Source organism: Kitasatospora sp. NPDC058444, from assembly GCF_042721415.1.
Classification (GTDB): domain Bacteria; phylum Actinomycetota; class Actinomycetes; order Streptomycetales; family Streptomycetaceae; genus Kitasatospora.
Map to the genome: position 1 here is coordinate 1 of NZ_JBHXLL010000053.1, position 19,776 is coordinate 19,776.

Consider the following 19,776-nt stretch of genomic DNA (forward strand, 5'->3'; position numbering starts at 1 on the left):
GGGGGGGGGTCCTGGGGTCTGGGTTTTGGGGGGGGACGGGTTGGGGGGGGCGGGCTGGGGGTGGGGGGGTGGGGGGTGGGGGGGGGGGGGCGGGGGGGGGGGGGGCCGGGGGGGGGGGGGGGCCGGGGGCGGCTCCGGGGGCGGGTGCTCCGTGGTACCCGCCCCCTCCGCCGCGCATTCCGTAGCGCCGCCCTGGCAGGGGCGGCCGCGGGGCGGGTGACAGAGTGGGCGGCATGGACGAGGACGGGCTGGTACGGGCGTGGCGGGTGGCCGAGCGGGAGCCGGGGGCGGTGCTGCTGGACGGGTTCCACGCGCTGAAGCACGCGCTGCGCTTCGGGGGTGAGGTGCGGCGGGTGCTGACCGCCGACCGGGCGGCCCTGCTGGCCCTGGCCGGTGAGCTGGCGCCGGACGTCGTGCCCGCGCTGGAGGGGCTCGCGGTGGAGGTCCCGGAGGCGGTGCTGCGCGGGCTGGTGCCGCGCTTGCACCCGACGGGGGTGGCCGCGTCGGCGGTGCGGCCCGCGGCGGAGGCGAACCGGGCGGTGCTGGCCCGTCGGCCGCGGCGGGCGCCGGTGGTGGTGCTGGAGAATCCGCGCAACCTGGGGAACGTCGGGGCGGTGATCCGGCTCGCGGCGGGGTTCGGTGCCACCGGGGTGGTGACCACCGGGGACCTGGATCCGTGGCACCCGAACGTGCTGCGGGGCAGCGCGGGACTGCACTTCGCGACCGCGGTCGAGCGTTCGGAGCCGGAGGAACTGCCGGACGGGCCCCTGTACGTGCTGGACCCGGAGGGCGCGGACATCCGGGACGTGCCGTTCCCGGACGAGGCGCTGCTGGTCTTCGGCACCGAGCGGCACGGGGTGTCGCGGGAGCTCAAGGCGCGCGCGGACCACCTGGTGGCGGTGCCGATGCGGCCCGGGGTGTCCAGCTTCAACCTGGCGACCAGCGTGGGGATGGGCCTCTTCCACTGGATGTCGGGGAGGCGCTGAGGCGCGGTGCCCGGGCGGGCGCCGCGCCTCGGGCGGGCCGTCAGGAGAAGAGCCGGCGCCAGGTGTCGGGGCCCGGGTAGCCGTCCGCCTCGCCGCCGCGCCAGCCCTGGGCCTGCTGGAAGGCCTGGACGGCCCGGCGGTCGCTCTCCGTCCAGCGGGTGCCGGGGCCGACGCCGTACGAACCGCCGAAGCCCTTGCGGACCAGCTGTTCGCCGAGCCGGCGGACGTGGTCGTTGTTCTGGCCGGGCCCGAAGAACTGTGCGCCGGGGAAGGCGGAGCCGCCGGTGGCGGGCGGCGGCGGGGGCGGCAGCCGGTTGCCGCCGTCGATGTTGCGGCCCTTGCCGTTGACCAGGTAGTCCCAGGTGTCCTTGCCGGGGATGCCGTCGGCCTCGCTGCCGCGCCAGCCCTGGGCCTGCTGGAAGGCCTGGGTGGCCTTGCGGTCGGCGTCGCCCCAGCGCGGTCCGGGGCCCTCGGAGTAGAACGCGGCGCCGCCGCGCTGCACCAGCATCTGGCCGAGCCTGGTGACGTACGCGTTGTCGGCGCCGGGGCCGAACCGGCCGGCGCCGGGGAAGGCACTCGACGAGGTGCCCCCGCCGCCCCCGCCGCCGCCGTCGTTGCTGCCGGCGGACAGGCCGGTGTAGCGGTACGGGACGTAGCCGCCGGAGTTGTGCCAGTACGCGTACGGGGTGGAGCGCTTCCGGGCGGAGGGGCCGGTCTGCTCGTAGGCGACGTACTTGGTGCGGGAGGAGTCCGTCCAGCCGCCGAAGATCGTCACGTGCGAACCCGCCTGCGGGTTGGCCGGGTTGTTGTAGATCAGGACGTCACCGGGCTGGAGGTCGTTCTTGGAGATCCGCTCGGCGAAGTCGGGCAGGGTCCAGGTGGTCTGGCTGCTGCCCAGGCCCCAGGCCATCGAGACGAAGCCGGAGCAGTCCTGGCGGTAGCCGTCCGACCAGTAGCGGCTCATGCTGTACGGCACGCCCTGATCGATCCAGGTCTGGGCGCGCTGGATGATCTGGGCCCGGGTGACCGGCGCCCCGGCGGTCTGCGGGGCGGCGAAGGAGCGGGTGCCGGCGCTTCGGCCGTAGGGGCCGCTGACCTCGCCCTGGGGGGTCTGCGGCCGGGTGGCGCTGCTGTCGCCGGGGGTGGGGGCGGGGGCCGCGGTGGCGGCGGCCGTACCGCCGCCTATCGCGGTGCCCACGGCGGCCATCAGGACCGCGGCCCGGCGGCGGACGCTGCGGGCGGCGGCGTGGCCGCCCTCGTGGACCGGCGCGGCGTGCCGCCGGGCGCGTCGGCGGGCGTTGCAGCCCCCGCATATGCAGTCCTCCGCCGGTTCGACGTCGTCGAACTCGATGAGCGGGGACAGGGGGTCGGTCAGGGTCATGCTCCGCCTCTTTCCTGCGGTCTTTCCGGGTCGCCGCCTGACGGCGGGACAGGAGTGGCCTTCCCGGCCCGATTCCGCGTGTTACCGGGACCAAAGTCCCAAAGCGGGCGGGATGCGTCACGGTGGGATGGGCCGAACGAGTGAGACCCGTTCGGCCCCCGGGCGTGGCGCGGGTGGGCGGGAGCCGGTACCAAGGACGAGGCGTGAGGCCTGGTCAGCGGGGAAGGGCGGGCGAGTACTCCGGGTCGGTCCAGCCGAGTGCGGTGGCGTCGGCCGGCTCGACCACACCGGTGACCGTCGGTTCGACGGTCCGTTCGGCGACCGGGACGCCCTGTCGGGCCTCCTCGGACCAGTCGGTCCTGGCCTCGCCGGTCACCAGCAGCGCCCCGCCGGGGCGGTCCCGACGGGGCTCGGCAGCGGAGAGGACTAGGCCCACTCCCAGCGGATGCCGATGTGGCCCGGCTGCTGGTCCGGGGCCAGGACGTGGGCGCTCGCCGAGGCGCCGATCCAGAGCTGTTCGCGGCGGTGGTCGACGTCGGCGCCCGGCTCGCGGTCGTAGCGCTCGCAGTGCGCCGGGACGGCCGCCGGGTCGAAGTGCACCTGGAGCACGTACTCGCGCACCGGGGAGGCGAAGCGGCGGCTGTACTCCATGGTCGGGTCGCCGGGCGGGATCTCCACCTCGTACTCGAAGACCGTGCTGTCGCCGAGGCCGAGCGGGCGGTCCAGCATCAGCTCGGCGACGATCAGCCCGGCCTCGGGGCGGCGGCGCACCCGGCCCAGCCGGCCGTGCCGCACCGAGGTGATCTCGGGGCAGCCGGCCGCCTCCTCGTCGGCCATGTGCACCACCAGGCAGCGGCCGACGCCGCCGACCGTGGCGCGCACCACCTGGCGCATCCGCAGCAGGTTGCCGCGCCGCTCGGCGTCCACGTAGTAGGAGTCGTGGATGCTCAGCCGCTCCAGCTCGCCGGACGGCGGGGCGTCCAGCTCGGCGAAGATGTTGGCGATCTCCTGCTCGCCCGGCCAGACGTCCTCCAGCCCGAGGTGGGAGGTGGTGGCCGCGGCGGCCCAGCGGCCGCGCGGACGCGGCGGGCCGAGCAGGGAGGAGAGCGCGCTGTGCGGCAGGCCGAGCAGCTCCTCCAGCAGGTGGACGGCGCGCAGCGAGCTGGCCCGCTCGGGCTGGCTGCGGCCGCGCCGCCAGTAACTCAGGGTGGTGACGCTGACCCTGACCCCGCGGCCGGCGAGGGCGGCGCGGATGCGGTCCAGGCTGAGGCCGCTGGCCTCGATGGCCAGGTGCAGGGTGTCCGCGAAGCCGCCGACGGGGGCGAGCCGGCCGGGCGACGGGGCGGGGGCGGTGGCCGGAGCCGGTCCGGGGCGCTCCGTGTGCGACCCGACCAGCCGCAGACGCGCGGCGTCCTGAGGCTGTTGTGCGGCCATGCGGTGACCCTCCCCACCAGGTGAGTTCGGTGGGACCGGGCCGGCGCCGGGGCGCGCCGCCAGCGGCTTCACCGAGCTTTGGGGAACCCTATGCACGGTCGAGAGGCTACGTCATCAGTCGTGCGTATGACAGTGGTCACGGCAGGTGAACCGAAGGGTTATCGATCTTGAAACAGTCCGGAAACACGGGCCGCGGTTCCGGGCCCGCACACCGTGCCGGGCGGGCCCGGACGGACACCGCCGGGGCGGGCCCTGACGGCTCCGCCCCGGCGGGGGTTCGGTGGTGCTGCCGGCTGGTGGCCGGCCGGGATGGTGGTCAGCCGACGCGGTGCTCGGCCGGGCCGGTGGTCAGCCGACGTTCAGGGCGACGTCGTCGATCACGAAGCTGGTCTGCTGGGACGAGTCCTCGGTGCCGGTGAACTTGATGGTCACGGTCTGGCCGGCGAAGGAGGTCAGGTCCAGGGTGCGCTGCACGTACCCGGCGGCGGCGTTCACGTTGGAGTAGGTCGCCAGCGTGGTGCTGTTGGCCTGGACGGTCAGCTTGTCGTACGCGGTGGTGCCGGTCTCCGCGGTGTCGATGTGCAGCCAGAAGGTCAGCTTGGCGGAGGCGCAGCCGGCCGGGATCGAGACGGTCTGCGACACGGTGTCGGTGTGGGTCGAGCCGTAGCCGTTCATCCAGGCCTTCCAGCTGCCCGAGTGGGCCGCCTGGGAGGAGCTGTTGTCGACCACGCCGCTGGAGGTGGTCCACGGCGAGGCGGTGCCGGTCTCGAAGCCGCCGTTGGTGACGAGCTGGGCGGCGGTGCAGCCGCCGGACGGCGGGGTGGTGCCGCCGCCGAGCAGGGCGGTGGTCAGCGCGTCGGCGACCGGGGAGCCCCAGCCGGTGACCTGGTCGTAGCCGGCCTTCGCGGGGAAGTCCTGGTTGGAGCCGGTGGTCACGTCGTGGAAGGTGCTGCCGTAGCTGCTGCTGTTCGCGACCGCGTACAGCCGCGGGCTCGCCTCGCCGAGGACCGGCTGCCCGGCGGCCTTGGCCTTCTGGTTGAACTGGGCGGCGTAGCCCGACCAGAGCGGGGCGGCCGCGCTGGTGCCGCCGTAGACCTGCCAGCCGCCGGCCGTGTAGATGGCGAAACCGCTGGCCGGGTCGGCGTTGGAGGAGACGTCCGGGACGGTGCGCATGGTGCCGCTGACGCCGGTGCCGGTCTGCCAGCTCGGCTTGGCGAACACGGTGGAGACGCCGCCGCCGGCGGTGCTCCAGGCGCTCTCCGAGGAGTAGGTGTTGCTGCTGGAGACCTTGAGGTTGGTGCCGCCGACGCCGGTCTGGTGCGGGCTGGAGGCCGGGAAGTCGACCGCCTTGACGGTGGAGCCGCTGGTGGAGCGGGTGCAGTCGCGGGAGCCGTCGTCGCCGGAGGCGGAGAAGATCGAGATGCCCTGGGCGGCGGCCTGCTTGAAGGCGTTGTCGACCGCGGTCATCGAGGCGGGGGTGGTGTCCGGCTCGCAGGAGCCCCAGGAGATCGAGATGACCGAGGCCTTGTTGTCGGCCACGATCTTGTTGGCCATGTCGATCTCGCCCTGGTCGCTGTTGGGGGCCTCGTAGATCAGCTGGGTGGCCTTGGGCGCCGCGCCGCGCACGATCTCGCTGTCCAGCTCGACCTCGCCCTGGCCCTGGCCGGGCTTTGCGTCGTAGTTGGCGCCGTCCACCGAGACGGTGGAGACGGCCGGGCCGGTCAGGCCGTACTGCGAGTCGTAGGTGCTCAGGTTGGTCTTGCTGTAGCCGTCGAACTCCCACAGGGCGACGGTGACGCCGGTGCCGTCCGCGCCGGTCTTGTTCAGGTTGTACGCGCCGGTGTACTGGGCCGGGGAGGTGCCGCTCGGGGTCGCGGTGGCGGCGTTCGGGCTGAGCGAGCCCGGCGTGACCAGGTGGGTCTTGCGGACCGGGTGGTCGTCCAGGCCGCTGACGCCCTGGACCACGGCGGCCAGGTCGGAGGGGATCGAGGCGGCGGCGTCGTTGGCGAAGAACGAGCGCTGCATCTGCGGGTCGACGTACGCGCTCTCGTGGGTGCCGAAGGCCTGCGAGATCTGCGCGGCGGTGCCGTGGGCGCTGACGCTCTGGCGGTTAGCGCTGACCTCGGTGACGGTCAGGCCCTGCTGGGCCAGGTACGTCTTGACCTGGTCGACGGCGGCCTGGGTCGGGCCGAACCGCGCGGTGAACTGCTCCGGCGTCAGGTACCGGCCGAACTCCGGGGTGCCCGGGGTGGCGACGGCGGTGAGGAAGCGGTCCAGTGCGTCGGAGTCGCGCAGCTTCAGGCTGACGGACACCGCGATCTGCTGCTCGGCCGGGACGTCACCCTTCTTCTCCGAGTGGGCCACCGCGGGGTTCAGGGTGTTCGGCAGGGCGACGCGCGGCGAGGCGTTGGGCGTGGCGGCCTGCGCGGTGGAGACGCCGAGCGAGACGGCGGTCAGCGGCAGCACGGCTATCGCGGCGGCGAGGGCAAGGGAGCGGGGACGCAACGGATCCTCCTCTGGCCGGCTGTGGGGGCCGGCAAGGGGCCAGGCGTTCAGGGGGGTCGAGAACGCTGGCTCGAACATGACAGAACCCGTGTGCGAAGTGGCTCATGGCCTGGCAATTCGTTGCTAAAAAACAGTCAAGTGTGGAGAGTGGGAAACTCGGCGGTTCCATACAGTGAATGACCGTGGTTCGGGCGCCGGTCCGGACCGGTTCGGGCCGAGGGGGCGGCCGTAGAATCGGACCGAGCCGAGGGAGTGCGATGACTGACGTGCAGCCGGATCCCAGGGACCCGCGACCGCTGATCGGCGAGCCGCTCGCGCTCGACCTGCTCAACACCCGCTGGGCCGGAACGCCCGTCAACGACCTGCTCGCCGAACCGGACGGCTACGGGATATGGCTCTCCTCGGCCGGCCTCGCGGACCGCTGCCGGGCCGAGGAGTCCGGGCTTCCGGCGCTGCGGGAGACCCGCGAGGCGATCTCCGGAGCCGTCCAGGAGCTGTGCGGGCAGGGCGAGTTGGGCGCCGAGGCGGTGGCCCGGCTGAACGGTGTGCTGCACCACGGACGGCTGCGCCGGGAGCTCGGCCGGCAGGGTCCGACCGAGCGCGTCGAGGTGGACCGGCCCGAGTGGCTCGCCTCCTGGCTGGCGGCGCACGACTTCCTGGACCTGCTGGACCGGGGCGCCCAGCGGATCAAGCAGTGCGCGCACGAGGCGTGCATCCTGTACTTCTTCGACACCTCGCAGAACGGCCGCCGGCGCTGGTGCCGGATGGCGGTGTGCGGGAACCGGGCGAAGGCGGCGCGGCACTATGTGAAGGCGCGGGGCTGACCGGCGTCCGGAGGGGCCGCTGCGCGGGGCGTCGGGGCCGGTTGTGGTGGTCGGCGCGCGGTCGCTGGTGCCGGATGGCGGTGTGCGGGAACCGGGCGAAGGCGGCGCGGCACTATGTGAAGGCGCGGGGCTGACCGGCGTTCGGAGGGGCCGCTGCGCGGGGCGTCGGGAGTGTGTGCGGGCGGGCGCGCGGTGGGTCGGGCGCCCGCCCGTGGGGGGTCAGGCCGGGGTGCCGAGCCGGTCGGTGAGGGCGGTGCGGAGCTCGCCCTGGCCGGGGTCGACGGCGGCCCAGGCGACGTAGCCGTCCGGGCGGATCAGCAGGACGGTGTCGCGCAGCTTGCCGTGCGGGTCGGCGGGGGCGGCGGAGACCATGCGGTCGGCCCAGGGCTCGGCGGCGGCCAGCTCGTCATTGCTGACCAGGACGAACTTCCCGGCGCGCAGCGCCTCGTAGAGCCGCTCCGGGGCGGCCGGGGCGCCCTCGACGGGCTTGCTCAGGGCGGTCAGCCGCAGGTCCGGGACGCGCTTGCCGACCTGCGGGTGGGCGTCCTTGGGGGCGGGGTAGGAGATGCCGATGCCGGAGACCAGCTTGGCGCCGCGCTCGGTGACCGGGTCGAGGTGGCCGCCCAGCGCGGTGAGCGCCCCGCGCAGGGCGCGGGTGGGGGCGGACTCGGCGAGGGCCAGCCGGATCAGCGCGCCGGAGGTGCGCAGGACCGTCTTCCCGACCGGGTGCCGCTCGGTCTGGTAGGTGTCCAGCAGGGCGTCGGTGGCGTGGCCCCGGAGCGCGGCGGCGAGCTTCCAGGACAGGTTGGCGGCGTCCTGGAGGCCGGTGTTCATGCCCTGGCCGCCGGCCGGGGAGTGGCAGTGCGCGGCGTCGCCGGCCAGGAAGACCCGGCCGGAGCGGTAGTTGGGGGCCTGGCGTTCGTCGCTGTGGAAGGTGGAGCTCCAGCGCACCTCGTGCAGGCCGTAGTCCTCGCCGAGGATGGCCCGGGTGAGGGCGGTGAGCTGCTCGGTGGTGGGGGTGGTGCCGTCGGGGTAGCGCTCCTCGCGGTCCCAGGCGATGATCCGGAACCAGCCGTCGCCGAACGGGGCGATGAAGGCGAAGCCGGCCTGGTTGGCGCCGACGGTGATCGCCTGGGCGGGCTCGCGGTCGAGCCGGACGTCGGCCAGCACCACCGAGTCGACCACCGACTCCCCGGGGAACGGGATGCCCAGCAGGTCGCGGACGGTGGAGTGGACGCCGTCGGTGGCGACGGCGTACGCGGCGCGGTGGCTCCGCCCGTCCCGGGTCTCCAGCGTCACGCCCTCGGCGTCCTGCCGCAGTCCGGTGACCTCGGCGCCGCGCAGCACGGTCGCTCCGGCCTGCTCGGCGCGCTCCAGCAGCAGCCGTTCGACGTTGTACTGCGGGGTGATCAGGACGAACGGGAAGCGGGTGGGCAGTGAGCCGAGGTCGATGCCGAAGCGGTCGAACATCCGCAGCTCGGCGAGCGGACGGCCGGTGGCGATCAGTTCCTCGGCCAGGCCCCGGGCGTCCAGCAGCTCCAGGCTGCGGGCGTGCACGGCGAAGGCCCGGGTGAGGTTGGACTCGGCGGCCCGCTTCTCCAGCACGGTGACGCCGACTCCGGCGGCGGCGAGGTCGCCCGCCAGTAGCAGTCCGGTCGGTCCGGCCCCGACGATCAGGACGTCGGTTTCGGTCGTCGGCTTCACGGCCATGTATGCAGCTCCCGTTCCTCGGAGGGGGTCGGACGCCGTTCCCGGCGTTCTCCCAGCCTCCATCATCGCGGGCGCCGTCGGGGCTGTGAACCGCCGGGCCCCGGCGGTGGGTGACCGCCGGGGCTTCGGGCCCGTCTCCGGGCGGGGACGGGACGGCTCAGGCGTGCCGGCGGATCTCGACGGTGCGGAACCGGTTGGCGACGAACGCGCCGTCGCAGTAGGCGGAGTTGGCGGCCGGGTTGGCGCCGGTGCCGTGCAGGTCGGAGAAGGCGGCGGTCTGGTTGGGGTAGACCCCGCCGGTGAGGTTGAGCGAGAGCGAGACGCCGGAGTCCAGCGCGGCCTCGACCAGCAGCGCCTCCACCTCGGGCGAGGTGGTGTAGCCGGAGGCGGTCATGGCGCCCTTCTCGCGGACCGTGGTGCGCAGCAGCTCGACGGCGGCGGCGGTGGATTCGACGGCGACGGCGAAGGAGACCGGGCCGAAGCACTCGCTGCGGAAGACGGCGCGGTCGTCCGGCTTGTCGGCGTCGAGCTTGACCAGCGCGGGGGTGCGGACGGTCGCGCCGGGGAAGTCCGGCGAGGTCACCGTGCGCGGGGCGAGGGCGAGTTCGCCGTACTCGCCGCCGGCCGCGGCGGCCGAGCGCTGCAGTACCCCGGGGTTGACCACGGCGCCGAGGATCGCCGCGGCGCGGGTGTCGTCGGACAGCAGGCCCTCGATGGCGCCGGCCAGGTCGGTGACCACCTGGTCGTAGGACTTGTCGCCCTGGTCGGTGGCGATGCCGCCGCGCGGGATCAGCACGTTCTGCGGGGTGGTGCACATCTGGCCGCTGTAGAGCGAGAGCGCGAAGGCGAGGTTGCCCAGCATGCCCTTGTAGTCGTCGGTGGAGTCGATCACCACCGCGTTGACACCGGCCTTCTCGGTGTACACCTGCGCCTGCTTGGCGTGCTCCTCCAGCCAGTCGCCGAAGGCGGTGGAGCCGGTGTAGTCGATCAGCTTGATCTCCGGGCGGACGGCGAGCGCCTGGGCGACGGTGCCGCCCTCGTGCTCGGCGGCCAGGCAGACCAGGTTGGCGTCGTAGCCGGCCTCAGCGAGCACCTCGCGGGCGGTCCGCACGGTCAGCGCGAGCGGCAGCACGGCCCGCGGGTGCGGCTTGACCAGCACCGGGTTGCCGGTGGCCAGCGAGGCGAACAAGCCCGGGTAGCCGTTCCAGGTGGGGAAGGTGTTGCAGCCGATCAGCAGCGCGAGGCCGCGCGGGACGACGGTGAACTCCTTGGTCATCACCAGCGGGTCGCGCTTGCCCTGGGGCTTGGTCCAGCCGGCCTGCCGCGGCAGCCGGGTCTGCTCGGCGTAGGCGTAGGCGACGGCCTCCAGGCCGCGGTCCTGGGCGTGCGGGCCGCCGGCCTGGAAGGCCATGCCGTAGGCCTGGCCGGTGGTGTGCATGACGGCCTGGGCGAACTCGTGGGAGCGGGCGTTGATCCGGTGCAGGATCTCCAGGCAGACGGCGGCGCGCTCCAGCGGGGTCGCGGCGGCCCAGCCGGGGCGGGCGGCGGTGAGCGCGGCGATCAGCGCGTCCGGGGCGGCGTGCGGGTAGGTGATGCCCAGCTCGACGCCGTACGGGGAGGCCTCGCCGCCGACCTGGTCGCCGTCGGTGGGGTGGCCGTCGAGGGTGAAGGGCTTGCCGAGCAGGGCGTCGAAGGCGGCCTTGCCGTCCGCCGGGCCGCTCTCGCCGTACGCCTTCGGGAACTCGGGGTAGGGCGACCAGTAGTCGCGCTCGGCGGCGGCGGCGAGCGCGGCGTCCAGGGTGGCCTGGTGGCGCTCGACCAGCTCGCTGACGAGGGGGTGGGTGACCGCTGCGGACATCTGTGCGCTCCTCGGAGGGCCTCGAAAAGCAGGACGGGACACGTCACAGAGTAACCGAACGATCGGTCGGCTCAAGGGGGTGCCGGGGAGGAATCCGGGGAAACGCGCGGGGGCGCGTCCATGGCGGACGCGCCCCCGGTGGGCTGGGGTGATCCCGGTCTACGGCACGCCGAGCTCGAAGAGGACGTACCCGGCGTACCAGCCGGAGGCGACCGCCCCGGTGCCCAGGACGGTGGCCAGCACCGGCAGGCTGAGCTTGCGCATCGCCACCGCGAGCGCGATGAACAGCGGGAACACGGGCATCAGGTAGCGCGAGATGTTGCCGGGGATGCCGAGGCTGCCGAGCACCGAGACGATCGTGGCCAGCGTGTAGGCGGTCAGCACCAGCGGCGGGCGCAGCCGGAACATCAGCACGATCAGCACCGGCAGGCTGAACACGATCAGGGTGGCGAGGAGGTCCGGCACCGCGAATCCGTACGGGTAGTCGCTGCGGCCCAGCATCACCCCGCGGATCGCGTGCCAGGTGCCCTGGCCCCAGTCGAAGTAGTGCATCCAGGCGTCGCGCTGGATCCGGAAGTAGCCGCCCCACTCGCCGGTCCGCCAGCCCACCCAGCCGACGTATCCGAGCAGGCCGACCGGGGCCAGCACCATCGCGGTCAGCGGGCGCAGGACGCCGCTCTCCCGGCGGTACAGCTCGACGATCGCGGCCAGGCCGACGGCGCCGATCAGGGCCGCGGCGGTGGGCCGGTTGAGCCCGGCGACCAGGGTGATCACCCCGGCCGCGATCCACTGCTTGGCCATCACGCAGTAGCAGGCCCAGGCGGCCAGCGCGACGAACAGCGAGTCCGAGTAGACGGCCCACTCGGCGCCCGAACCCGGGACGATCGCCCACAGGCCGGCCGCGATCACGCCCGAGCGCGCGTCGCCGGTCAGCTTCTCCACCACGGCGTAGATGCCGGCCGCGGCGAACAGCGAGGACACCACGGAGACCAGCATCCCGGCGCCGTACAGGCCGAGGCCGGTGGCCTCCGAGACCATCCGCATCAGGCCCGGGTAGAGCGGGAAGAAGGCGGCCGAGTTCTGCTCGATGGTGTAGCCGATCGGGCCGTTGGGGATCGGGACGAGCGCCGGGTGGTAGCCGAACTGCGCCACCTGCTGGTACCACCAGCCGTCCCAGGTGGCCAGCACGTCCCAGGGGTTGGCGCCGCCGCCGAACCGGGCCGGCTTCTTCGCGTAGTCGCCGGCGAAGGAGAGCAGCTTCATGAAGACGGTGAAGCCGACCAGCTTCAGCACCGCGTAGCACCACACGGCCGGCCCGAACCGGACCACCAGGGCGCGGCCGCGCTCCTGCCAGGTGCGTGCGGAGTCCGTCGGCCCGTCGCTGCGCTGCTCTGGCATGTCGGAGGCGACTGCCGGTATTGCGTTCATCAGCCGTGGACCCCAGTGCTCTGGACGTGGACGGATCGTCCGGAGAGTCTAGGGCCTGCCCCTGCGGGTTGGTGTGGACCAGTCGGACCCGATCGCGTAACGCGGGACGCGGCCGGGGATACTCGGAGGATGGCCGATCACACCACGCGCACCGCCTACACCGTGGAGTCACTGCTCGCGGTGACCGTCGACGTGTTCAACGAGCGCGGCTACGACGGCACGTCCATGGAGGACCTGTCCCGGGCGGCCGGGATCTCCAAGTCCTCCATCTACCACCACGTGCGCGGCAAGGAGGAGCTGCTGCGGCTGGCGGTGGGGCGGGCGCTGGACGGGCTGTTCGCGATCCTGGCCGAGCCGGCCGCGGTCGAGGGCCCGGCGGTGGAGCGGCTGGAGCACGTGGTGCGGCGCACCGCCGAGGTGCTGCTGGAGGAGCTGCCGTACGTGACGCTGCTGCTGCGGGTGCGCGGCAACACGGCCACCGAGCTGTGGGCGCTGGAGCGCCGGCGGGACTTCGACCACCAGGTGGCCGAGCTGCTGCGGGCGGCGGTCGCGGACGGCGCGCTGCGCGCGGACGTGGAGCCGCGGCTGGCCACCCGGCTGCTGTTCGGGATGATCAACTCGATCGTGGAGTGGTACCGGCCGGGGCTCAAGGCCGCCGACGGGGTCGCGGACGCGGTGGTCCACCTGGCCTTCGACGGGCTGCGGGCGCGCTGAGCCGTCGGCGCTGCCCGGTCGGCGCTGAGTCGTGGCGCTGTCCGGCCGGCTGGCCAGGCCGGGTCAGAGCGGGGGCACCTGGTCGGTCTCCTCGAAGACCAGCATGGTGCGGGTGCCGAGCACCTGGGGGATGGACTGGATGCTGCCCAGCACCAGTTCCCGCAGGGCCTGGTTGTCGGCGGTGTGCACCAGCAGCAGGACGTCGAAGTCCCCGCCGACCAGCGCGATGTGCGCCACCCCGGGCAGCGCCAGCAGCTGCTCGCGCACCGTCCGCCAGGAGTTCTGGACGATCTTCAGGGTGACGTACGCGGACGCCGTCTGACCCGCCCGTTCGTGGTCCACCCTGGCGGTGAAGCCGCGGATGACGCCGTCCTCGACCATCCTGGAGATCCGGGCGTATGCGTTCGCCCGGGACACGTGCACCCGCTCGGCCACCGAGCGGATGGAGGCGCGACCGTCCTGTTGCAGCAGCCGCAGGATCGCCCGGTCGACCCGGTCGAGTCTGGACATCTGTTCAGCCGACATGACCCCCCACCCCCACCGATTGGACGTACTGCCACCAGTCGACCGCCGAACAGGCCGAATGTCCACCACCTTGTCACGCTTCTGGTCAAGATGAACAGACGACCGAACAATCGGTAGGGAGCCCCCGCCACCCCTGGAGGTGCCCCGAGATGACCGTTCTCGACCACAGACACCACACGAGCGTGCCCGGTTGGCTGCCCGGGGCCACCGCCCCCCGCACCGACCCGGCGCCGCTCCTCCCGGACCCCACTCCCGTCCGGGCGCTCGGCACCCCGGCGCTGGAGAAGTACGACCCGGCCCTGCTGCGCGAGCTCTACCGCCGTCTGGTCGTCGGCCGCCGCTACAACCAGCAGGCCACCACCCTGACCAAGCAGGGCAGGCTCGCCGTCTACCCGGCGTCCACCGGCCAGGAGGCCTGCCAGGTCGCCGCCGCGCTGGTGCTCGGCGAGCAGGACTGGCTCTTCCCCAGCTACCGCGACACCCTCGCGGTGGTCTCCCGGGGCGTCGACCCGCTGGAGGCGCTGACCCTGCTGCGCGGCAGCGCCCACACCGGCTACGACCCGCGGGCCAGCCGCACCGCCCCGCTCTGCACCCCGCTCGCCACCCAGGCCCCGCACGCCGTCGGGCTGGCGCACGCCGCCCGGCTGCGCGGCGAGCCGGTGGTCGCGCTGGCGATGCTCGGCGACGGCGGCACCAGCGAGGGCGACTTCCACGAGGCGCTGAACTTCGCGGCCGTGCTGGGCGCCCCGGTGGTCTTCCTGGTGCAGAACAACGGCTACGCGATCTCCGTCCCGCTCAGCGCCCAGTCCGCCGCGCCGAGCCTGGCCCACAAGGCCGTCGGCTACGGCATGGCGGGCCGGCTGGTGGACGGCAACGACGCGCCCGCCGTGCACTCGGTGCTGACCGAGGCGGTCGAGCGGGCCCGGGCCGGCGGCGGCCCGACCCTGGTCGAGGCGCTGACCTACCGGATCGACGCCCACACCAACGCCGACGACGCCACCCGCTACCGCACCGAGCCCGAGGTCGCCGCCTGGCGCGAGCACGACCCGATCCTGCTGATGGAGCGCGAGCTGCGCGGGCTCGGCGTGCTGGACGACCGGCTGGCGCGGGAGGCGGCCGACGAGGCGGAGGCGCTGGCGGCCCGGATGCGGGCCGAGTTCCACGCCGACCCCGAGCTCGACCCGATGGCCCTGTTCGCCCACGTCTACGCCGAGCCGACCCCCCAACTGCGGGAGCAGGCCTCCCAGTTGTCCGCCGAGCTGGCCGCCGAGGCCGAGGTGCAGCACTGATGTCCACGGTAGTTTCCTCCGGCGCCCGTACCGCCTCCATGGCGCAGGCGCTCAACTCCGCGCTGCGGGACGCCATGCGCGAGGACCCGACGGTCCACGTCCTCGGCGAGGACGTCGGCGCGCTCGGCGGCGTCTTCCGGATCACCGACGGGCTCACCGCCGAGTTCGGCCCGGAGCGCTGCCTGGACACCCCGCTGGCCGAGGCGGGCATCCTCGGCACCGCGATCGGCATGGCGATGTACGGGCTGCGCCCGGTGGTCGAGATGCAGTTCGACGCCTTCGCCTACCCGGCGCTGGAGCAGCTGTTCTCGCACGTCGCCAAGATGCGCAACCGTACGGCGGGCCGGCTCCCGCTGCCGATCACCGTCCGCATCCCGTACGGCGGCGGCATCGGCGGCGTCGAGCACCACAGCGACGCCTCCGAGGCGTACTACACCAGCACCCCCGGCCTGCACGTGGTGACGCCGGGGACGGTGGCCGACGCGTACGGGCTGCTGCGCGCCTCGATCGCCTCCGACGACCCGGTGGTCTTCCTGGAGCCCAAGCGGCTCTACTGGGGCAAGGCCGACCTCGACCCGGCGGCGCCGGTCGAGCCGATCGGCCGGGCGGTGCTGCGGCGCACCGGCACCTCCGCCGTGCTGATCACCTACGGCCCCTCGCTGCCGGTCTGCCTGGAGGCGGCGGAGGCGGCGAAGGCCGAGGGCTGGGACCTCGCGGTGCTGGACCTGCGCACCCTGGTGCCCTTCGACGACGAGACGGTCTGCCGGGTGGTGCGCTCGCTCGGCCGGGCCGTGGTGGTGCACGAGGCGAGCGGCTTCGGCGGCACCGGCGCGGAGGTCGCCGCCCGGATCACCGAGCGCTGCTTCCACCACCTGGCCGCGCCCGTGCTGCGGGTCACCGGCTTCGACATCCCGTACCCGCCGCCGATGCTGGAGCACCACCACCTGCCCGGGGTGGACCGGATCCTGGACGCGGTCGCCCGGCTGCAGTGGGAGGACTGAGCATGATGCCCGTCGTGCGGGAGTTCCGGCTGCCCGACCTCGGTGAGGGTCTCACCGGGGCGGAGGTGGTGCGCTGGATGGTCGAGGTCGGCGAGGTGATCGCGGTCGACCAGCCGGTGGTGGAGGTGGAGACGGCCAAGGCCGTGGTGGAGGTGCCCTGCCCTTACGGCGGGGTGGTCACCGCGCGGTACGGCGAGGAGGGCGAGGAGATCGCCGTGGGCGCGCCGCTGGTGACGGTCGCGGTGTCGTCGTCGGTGGGGAGCGCCGCGCAGGGGCCGGAGGAGCCGGGGGTGGTCGCCGCTCCGGTGGCTCCGGTCGCCTCCGAGGTGGAGCGGCCGCTGGTCGGGTTCGGGGTCGCCGAGCCGGGCCGGAGCGGGCGCCGGCGTCGGGTCGGGGTGGCTCCCGCTCGGGCTGCTGCTGTTCCGGAGGCTGCTGCTCAGGGTGCTGTTCAGGCTCCTGCTCGGGCCCCTGTTCAGGCCCCTGTTCAGGCCTCCGCTCAGGCGCCGACCGGGCCGGCGGTGGTGCCGGTGATCTCGCCGCTGGTGCGGCGGCTGGCCCGGGAGCAGGGGGTCGACCTGACCGCGCTGGCCGGGAGCGGGCCGGACGGGCTGATCATGCGTGCGGACGTCGAACGGGCGGTCGTGGCCAGGGTGGCCGCTCCGGCGCCCGCCGGGTCCGCCGCGCCGGCCGTGCGGGAGGGTGTGGTCCCGCTGCGCGGACTGCGCAAGGCGGTGGCCGAGAAGCTGAGCCGCAGCCACCGGGAGATCCCGGCGGCGACCTGCTGGGTGGACGCGGATGCCACCGAAATCATGGCGCTGCGGCGGCAGTTGAACGCGACGCCAGGGCCGAAGGTGAGCGTTCTGGCACTGCTGGCGCGGATCTGCACCGTCGCGCTGGCGCGCTTCCCGGAGCTCAACTCCTCGGTGACCGAGGACGGTTCGGGCATCGTCCGGCATGCGGCGGTGCACCTGGGCTTCGCCGCGCAGGGCGAGCGCGGGCTGGTCGTCCCGGTGGTGCGGGACGCGCAGAACCGCAGCACCGAGCAACTCGGCGAGGAGTTGGGCCGGTTGACCGAGGCGGCGCGCGGCGGTGCGCTCGCCCCGGGCGAACTGACCGGCGGCACCTTCACGTTGAACAACTACGGGGTGTTCGGCGTGGACGGCTCCACCCCGATCCTCAACCACCCGGAGGCGGCGATGCTCGGGGTCGGCCGGATCGTCGCCAAACCCTGGGTCCACCAGGGCGAGTTGGCGGTGCGCGAGGTGACCCAGCTGTCGTTCACCTTCGACCACCGGGTCTGCGACGGCGGGACGGCGGGGGGCTTCCTGCGGTTCGTCGCGGACTGCGTGGAGCAGCCGGGGATGCTGCTGCGGCAGCTCTGATCCCGGCCGTCGGGGGCGGGGCATGGTTGCCCTGGGTGCGCGGAGGGGCACCCAGGGCAGTCGTGGACCGAGGAGAGTAGCGCGTCCCCGGCCCGGATGTCCGGGCTTCGCGCGATTCGTCGGACACGCGCTCCGGCCGTGCCACGCTGCCTTGGCGTCAGCAGAGACAAGCCAGGTGGTGGCGCAGGTCGGCCGGAAGCGAAACGATTCTCTTGGGTACTCGAAACGTAGCGGTGAAGTCCCGCAGGTCAGTTCTGGTCCGCACCGGGTACGGCCCGGCGGGGGCCGCCTCCGTCCCGGGCCTGCCGGCTGCGGCGGCGGAGGCGGAGGTGCAGACGGCGGTACTGCCGCCGGTGTCGCTGCTGGAGCCCGTCCGGCCGGTGGTTCCGGCCCGGCCGCCCTACCCGCCGGCCGTGCCCGTCCCCGTCCATGCCTCCGCCCCCGCCCCTGCTCCCGCTTTCGCTCCCGACACCGCCCCCTCCGGCCCGCTGTTCGCCGAGGCGCCCGGCCTCAACTGGGCCGGGCCGGGCGACCGGTGGAGCGAGGCCTGGGGCGTGCGGACCCCCGTCGGGCAGCTCCCCGCTGCCGTGCTCCCCGCCGCCGGGCAGGACGGGATCGCCGGGCAGGACGGAATCGCCGGCGGATCGCCGCTCACCGCCCGGGACGTCGGGCTGGTCCGGGCCGGCCTCGCCGCCGTCGTGCCGGTCGCCGACCAGGCCACCGCGCACTTCTTCGCGCTGCTCTTCCTGCGCCACCCCGAGCTCCGCTCGTTCTTCCCCGCCGCCATGGACGTCCACCGCGACCGGCTGTTCCGCACCCTGCTGGCCGTCGTGCGCGAGATCGACCGGCCGGCGGCCCTGCGCGCCACGCTGACCGGGCTCGGCCGCGGCCACCGCCGGCACGGCGCGCTGGCCGGGCACTACGTCGCGGTGGAGGAGTGCCTGGTGCGGACGCTGGCCCGGTACGCGGGCGGCGACTGGGACGCCGAGGCCGAATCGGCCTGGCGCCGCGCCTACCGGATGATCGCCTCGACCATGATCGAGGCCGCCGAGGAGGACGCCCGCACCTCGCCGCCCTGGTGGCAGGGCGAGATCGTCCGGCACGAGCGCCGCACCCGGGATGTCGCGGCGGTCACCGTCCGCCCGGACCAGGCGTACCCGTTCCGGGCCGGGCAGTACGCCGCGCTGGAGACGCCCTGGTGGCCGCGGGTCTGGCGGCCCTACTCCTTCGCCGGTGCGCCCCGGCCGGACGGGCTGCTGACCTTCCACGTCAAGGCCGTCCAGGCGGGCTGGGTGAGCAACGCGCTGGTCCACCGGGCCGCGCCCGGGGATGTGCTGCGGCTCGGCCCGGCGGCCGGCTCGATGACCGTCGACCACGCGGCCGGCCCGGACCTGCTCTGCCTCGGCGGTGGCACCGGCATCGCGCCGATCCGCGCCCTGGTCGAGGAGGCCGCCGAGCACGGGGTGCCCGGCCGCCGGGTCGAGGTGTTCTACGGGGCCCGCCGGGCCGAGGAGCTGTACGAGCTGGACGGGCTGCGCGAACTGGCTTTCCGTAACCCGTGGTTGACGGTCCGCCCGGTGCTGTCCGGTGGCGGCCGGGCGGGCGGCCCGCCGCTGGGCGGCCCGTGGTCCGCCGACCGGCTGACCGGTGAACTGCCCGAGGTGGTGGGCCGGTTCGGCCCGTGGAACGGACGCGAGGCGGTGCTCAGCGGGCCGCCTGCGATGGTGCGCCGGGGCATCGGGGCGCTGCTGCGGGCCGGGGTGCCGGCCGAGCGGATCCGGCACGACCCGGTCGGCGACCCGGCCGCCGCCTGATCACCCGAGGTCGGGTGCGAGGAGCGCGCGGATGCCCTCGATGTTGGCCGCCAGGTACGCCCGCAGCCGGGGCGGGACCACGTTGACCGAGGTGACGCCCTCGCGGGTGAACGGCAGCCGGACCACCTCGTACTCGCCGTTGGGGTCGGTCACCTCGGGCCCGTGCCGCCGGCTGAGGTCCATCGAGGCGAGCCGGCAGACGAAGAAGTGCTGCACCTTGATCCCGTGCGGGTGCGGCGGGGTGCCGTCGTCGACGAGGGTCCCCCCGGCCGGAGGCTGGGGGAGCGTGTGGCTGATGGTGTCGACGAAGGCGGGCACCACGTCGACCACCTTGCCGCCGAGCTCCTCGTCCACCTCGCGGTGCAGGGCCTCGACCACCGTCCGGTCCTCGCGCTCGACCCCGCCGCCGGGGGTGATCCAGTACGGGTGCGGCGAACCCGGCCGGACCCGCCGGATCAGCACGATCGACGCCGGGCCGTACGGATCGTCCGGGTCCAGCTCCAGCAGGATCGCCCGCGCGGTGCGCTTCACGACCGGGCGCGGTGGCGGGGTGTGCTTCTCGGGGCCCATGGCCACCTCCGGGACTCGCGCGTTGTGCGGGAGTCTCCCGCGCCGGGGAGGGGGTGAAACCCCGGGAACGGGTCGAAACGCACCGGGAACGGGTCGAATCGTACGGGGAGCGGTCGAAACGCCGACCCGGTCGGGTGCATCCGTTCGGGGTCCCGCTGTGCTGCAATGAGCAGCTATCGGGCAAATCGGAGGTTTCGCTCCGTACGCCCGTTCTGTTCTCCGTTCGGAAAGGCGCGGTGGGGCGATGAATTCGGCGTTCATCTTCTGGCACCGCTTGGTCTGGACCAGCCCCGGCTCGTTCACCATTTGAAAAAGCACGCCTTGTCCACTACATCACCAAACGTGGACGATGATG

General features: G+C 74.0%; 16 protein-coding genes. 7 read left to right on the top strand and 9 right to left on the bottom strand.

The window, feature by feature from the left end:
* Nucleotides 1-233: 233 nt before the first annotated feature.
* A complete protein-coding gene (locus ACFWP2_RS34810) occupies nucleotides 234-986 on the top strand; it encodes a TrmH family RNA methyltransferase (protein ID WP_380459116.1) in 753 nt (250 codons plus the stop codon).
* 40 nt (nucleotides 987-1,026) lie between these two features.
* Here ACFWP2_RS34810 and ACFWP2_RS34815 read toward each other — a convergent pair whose 3' ends face one another.
* From ACFWP2_RS34815 to ACFWP2_RS34830, 4 genes are all read right to left on the bottom strand, one after another.
* Nucleotides 1,027-2,367 (bottom strand): peptidoglycan-binding protein, encoded by a 1,341-nt coding sequence (locus tag ACFWP2_RS34815; protein ID WP_380459119.1) that lies wholly within the window; start codon nucleotides 2,365-2,367, stop codon nucleotides 1,027-1,029.
* 214 nt (nucleotides 2,368-2,581) lie between these two features.
* Nucleotides 2,582-2,803 (bottom strand): hypothetical protein, encoded by a 222-nt coding sequence (locus ACFWP2_RS34820; protein WP_380459122.1) that lies wholly within the window; start codon nucleotides 2,801-2,803, stop codon nucleotides 2,582-2,584.
* Nucleotides 2,794-3,801, bottom strand: coding sequence for an XRE family transcriptional regulator (locus ACFWP2_RS34825; RefSeq protein ID WP_380459124.1), 1,008 nt, complete (start codon nucleotides 3,799-3,801; stop codon nucleotides 2,794-2,796). Before ACFWP2_RS34825 ends, ACFWP2_RS34820 begins: the two co-directional genes overlap by 10 nt.
* Before the next feature lie 348 nt (nucleotides 3,802-4,149).
* Entirely contained in the window at nucleotides 4,150-6,306 is a 2,157-nt protein-coding gene (locus ACFWP2_RS34830; protein ID WP_380459127.1) for a protease pro-enzyme activation domain-containing protein, read from the bottom strand.
* 257 nt (nucleotides 6,307-6,563) lie between these two features.
* Here ACFWP2_RS34830 and ACFWP2_RS34835 point away from each other — a divergent pair, with 257 nt between their 5' ends.
* Entirely contained in the window at nucleotides 6,564-7,130 is a 567-nt protein-coding gene (locus ACFWP2_RS34835; RefSeq protein ID WP_380459129.1) for a CGNR zinc finger domain-containing protein, read from the top strand.
* Between the two features lie 219 nt (nucleotides 7,131-7,349).
* Here the strand turns inward: ACFWP2_RS34835 and ACFWP2_RS34840 are convergent, their stop codons facing one another.
* The 3 genes from ACFWP2_RS34840 to ACFWP2_RS34850 form a co-directional block, all read right to left on the bottom strand.
* Nucleotides 7,350-8,840 (bottom strand): FAD-dependent monooxygenase, encoded by a 1,491-nt coding sequence (locus tag ACFWP2_RS34840; protein ID WP_380459132.1) that lies wholly within the window; start codon nucleotides 8,838-8,840, stop codon nucleotides 7,350-7,352.
* Nucleotides 8,841-8,997: 157 nt separating this feature from the next.
* On the bottom strand, nucleotides 8,998-10,698 hold the full coding sequence (gene paaN, locus ACFWP2_RS34845; RefSeq protein WP_380459135.1) for a phenylacetic acid degradation protein PaaN: 1,701 nt from the start codon (nucleotides 10,696-10,698) through the stop codon (nucleotides 8,998-9,000).
* 159 nt (nucleotides 10,699-10,857) lie between these two features.
* On the bottom strand, nucleotides 10,858-12,096 hold the full coding sequence (locus tag ACFWP2_RS34850) for a hypothetical protein (RefSeq protein ID WP_380459138.1): 1,239 nt from the start codon (nucleotides 12,094-12,096) through the stop codon (nucleotides 10,858-10,860).
* Between the two features lie 159 nt (nucleotides 12,097-12,255).
* Between ACFWP2_RS34850 and ACFWP2_RS34855 the strand changes: the two genes are divergently transcribed.
* Complete coding sequence (locus ACFWP2_RS34855; RefSeq protein ID WP_380459140.1) at nucleotides 12,256-12,840, top strand: TetR/AcrR family transcriptional regulator; 585 nt, start codon at nucleotides 12,256-12,258, stop codon at nucleotides 12,838-12,840.
* A gap of 63 nt (nucleotides 12,841-12,903) precedes the next feature.
* Here ACFWP2_RS34855 and ACFWP2_RS34860 read toward each other — a convergent pair whose 3' ends face one another.
* The gene (locus ACFWP2_RS34860) at nucleotides 12,904-13,350 is read right to left on the bottom strand and encodes an Lrp/AsnC family transcriptional regulator (protein WP_380459143.1); all 447 of its coding nucleotides are present in this window, start codon (nucleotides 13,348-13,350) and stop codon (nucleotides 12,904-12,906) included.
* A 164-nt stretch (nucleotides 13,351-13,514) separates the two neighbouring features.
* Here ACFWP2_RS34860 and ACFWP2_RS34865 point away from each other — a divergent pair, with 164 nt between their 5' ends.
* The 4 genes from ACFWP2_RS34865 to ACFWP2_RS34880 all read left to right on the top strand — a co-directional run bounded on the left by ACFWP2_RS34865 (nucleotide 13,515) and on the right by ACFWP2_RS34880 (nucleotide 18,851).
* Nucleotides 13,515-14,654, top strand: coding sequence for a thiamine pyrophosphate-dependent dehydrogenase E1 component subunit alpha (locus tag ACFWP2_RS34865; protein ID WP_380459146.1), 1,140 nt, complete (start codon nucleotides 13,515-13,517; stop codon nucleotides 14,652-14,654).
* Nucleotides 14,654-15,655 carry an alpha-ketoacid dehydrogenase subunit beta gene (locus tag ACFWP2_RS34870; RefSeq protein ID WP_380459148.1) on the top strand — a complete coding sequence of 334 codons (1,002 nt, stop codon included), beginning with the start codon at nucleotides 14,654-14,656 and terminating at the stop codon, nucleotides 15,653-15,655. The genes ACFWP2_RS34865 and ACFWP2_RS34870 overlap by 1 nt, the downstream gene beginning before the upstream one ends.
* 5 nt (nucleotides 15,656-15,660) lie before the next feature.
* Nucleotides 15,661-17,037: a dihydrolipoamide acetyltransferase family protein gene (locus ACFWP2_RS34875; protein WP_380459283.1), complete on the top strand. Its 1,377-nt coding sequence runs from the start codon at nucleotides 15,661-15,663 to the stop codon at nucleotides 17,035-17,037.
* 233 nt (nucleotides 17,038-17,270) lie between these two features.
* The gene (locus tag ACFWP2_RS34880; protein WP_380459150.1) at nucleotides 17,271-18,851 is read left to right on the top strand and encodes a globin domain-containing protein; all 1,581 of its coding nucleotides are present in this window, start codon (nucleotides 17,271-17,273) and stop codon (nucleotides 18,849-18,851) included.
* Here the strand turns inward: ACFWP2_RS34880 and ACFWP2_RS34885 are convergent, their stop codons facing one another.
* Nucleotides 18,852-19,421: an NUDIX domain-containing protein gene (locus ACFWP2_RS34885; protein WP_380459153.1), complete on the bottom strand. Its 570-nt coding sequence runs from the start codon at nucleotides 19,419-19,421 to the stop codon at nucleotides 18,852-18,854.
* Nucleotides 19,422-19,776 lie beyond the last annotated feature (355 nt).

What these genes read in the sequence shown, in the direction of transcription:
- ACFWP2_RS34810 (WP_380459116.1), top strand. Translation starts at nt 234, where the DNA reads ATGGACGAGGACGGGCTGGTACGGGCGTGGCGGGTGGCCGAGCGGGAG.
- ACFWP2_RS34815 (WP_380459119.1), bottom strand. Translation starts at nt 2,367, where the DNA reads ATGACCCTGACCGACCCCCTGTCCCCGCTCATCGAGTTCGACGACGTC.
- ACFWP2_RS34825 (WP_380459124.1), bottom strand. Translation starts at nt 3,801, where the DNA reads ATGGCCGCACAACAGCCTCAGGACGCCGCGCGTCTGCGGCTGGTCGGG.
- ACFWP2_RS34835 (WP_380459129.1), top strand. Translation starts at nt 6,564, where the DNA reads ATGACTGACGTGCAGCCGGATCCCAGGGACCCGCGACCGCTGATCGGC.
- ACFWP2_RS34840 (WP_380459132.1), bottom strand. Translation starts at nt 8,840, where the DNA reads ATGGCCGTGAAGCCGACGACCGAAACCGACGTCCTGATCGTCGGGGCC.
- paaN (WP_380459135.1), bottom strand. Translation starts at nt 10,698, where the DNA reads ATGTCCGCAGCGGTCACCCACCCCCTCGTCAGCGAGCTGGTCGAGCGC.
- ACFWP2_RS34850 (WP_380459138.1), bottom strand. Translation starts at nt 12,096, where the DNA reads ATGCCAGAGCAGCGCAGCGACGGGCCGACGGACTCCGCACGCACCTGG.
- ACFWP2_RS34855 (WP_380459140.1), top strand. Translation starts at nt 12,256, where the DNA reads ATGGCCGATCACACCACGCGCACCGCCTACACCGTGGAGTCACTGCTC.
- ACFWP2_RS34860 (WP_380459143.1), bottom strand. Translation starts at nt 13,350, where the DNA reads ATGTCCAGACTCGACCGGGTCGACCGGGCGATCCTGCGGCTGCTGCAA.
- ACFWP2_RS34865 (WP_380459146.1), top strand. Translation starts at nt 13,515, where the DNA reads ATGACCGTTCTCGACCACAGACACCACACGAGCGTGCCCGGTTGGCTG.
- ACFWP2_RS34870 (WP_380459148.1), top strand. Translation starts at nt 14,654, where the DNA reads ATGTCCACGGTAGTTTCCTCCGGCGCCCGTACCGCCTCCATGGCGCAG.
- ACFWP2_RS34875 (WP_380459283.1), top strand. Translation starts at nt 15,661, where the DNA reads ATGCCCGTCGTGCGGGAGTTCCGGCTGCCCGACCTCGGTGAGGGTCTC.
- ACFWP2_RS34885 (WP_380459153.1), bottom strand. Translation starts at nt 19,421, where the DNA reads ATGGGCCCCGAGAAGCACACCCCGCCACCGCGCCCGGTCGTGAAGCGC.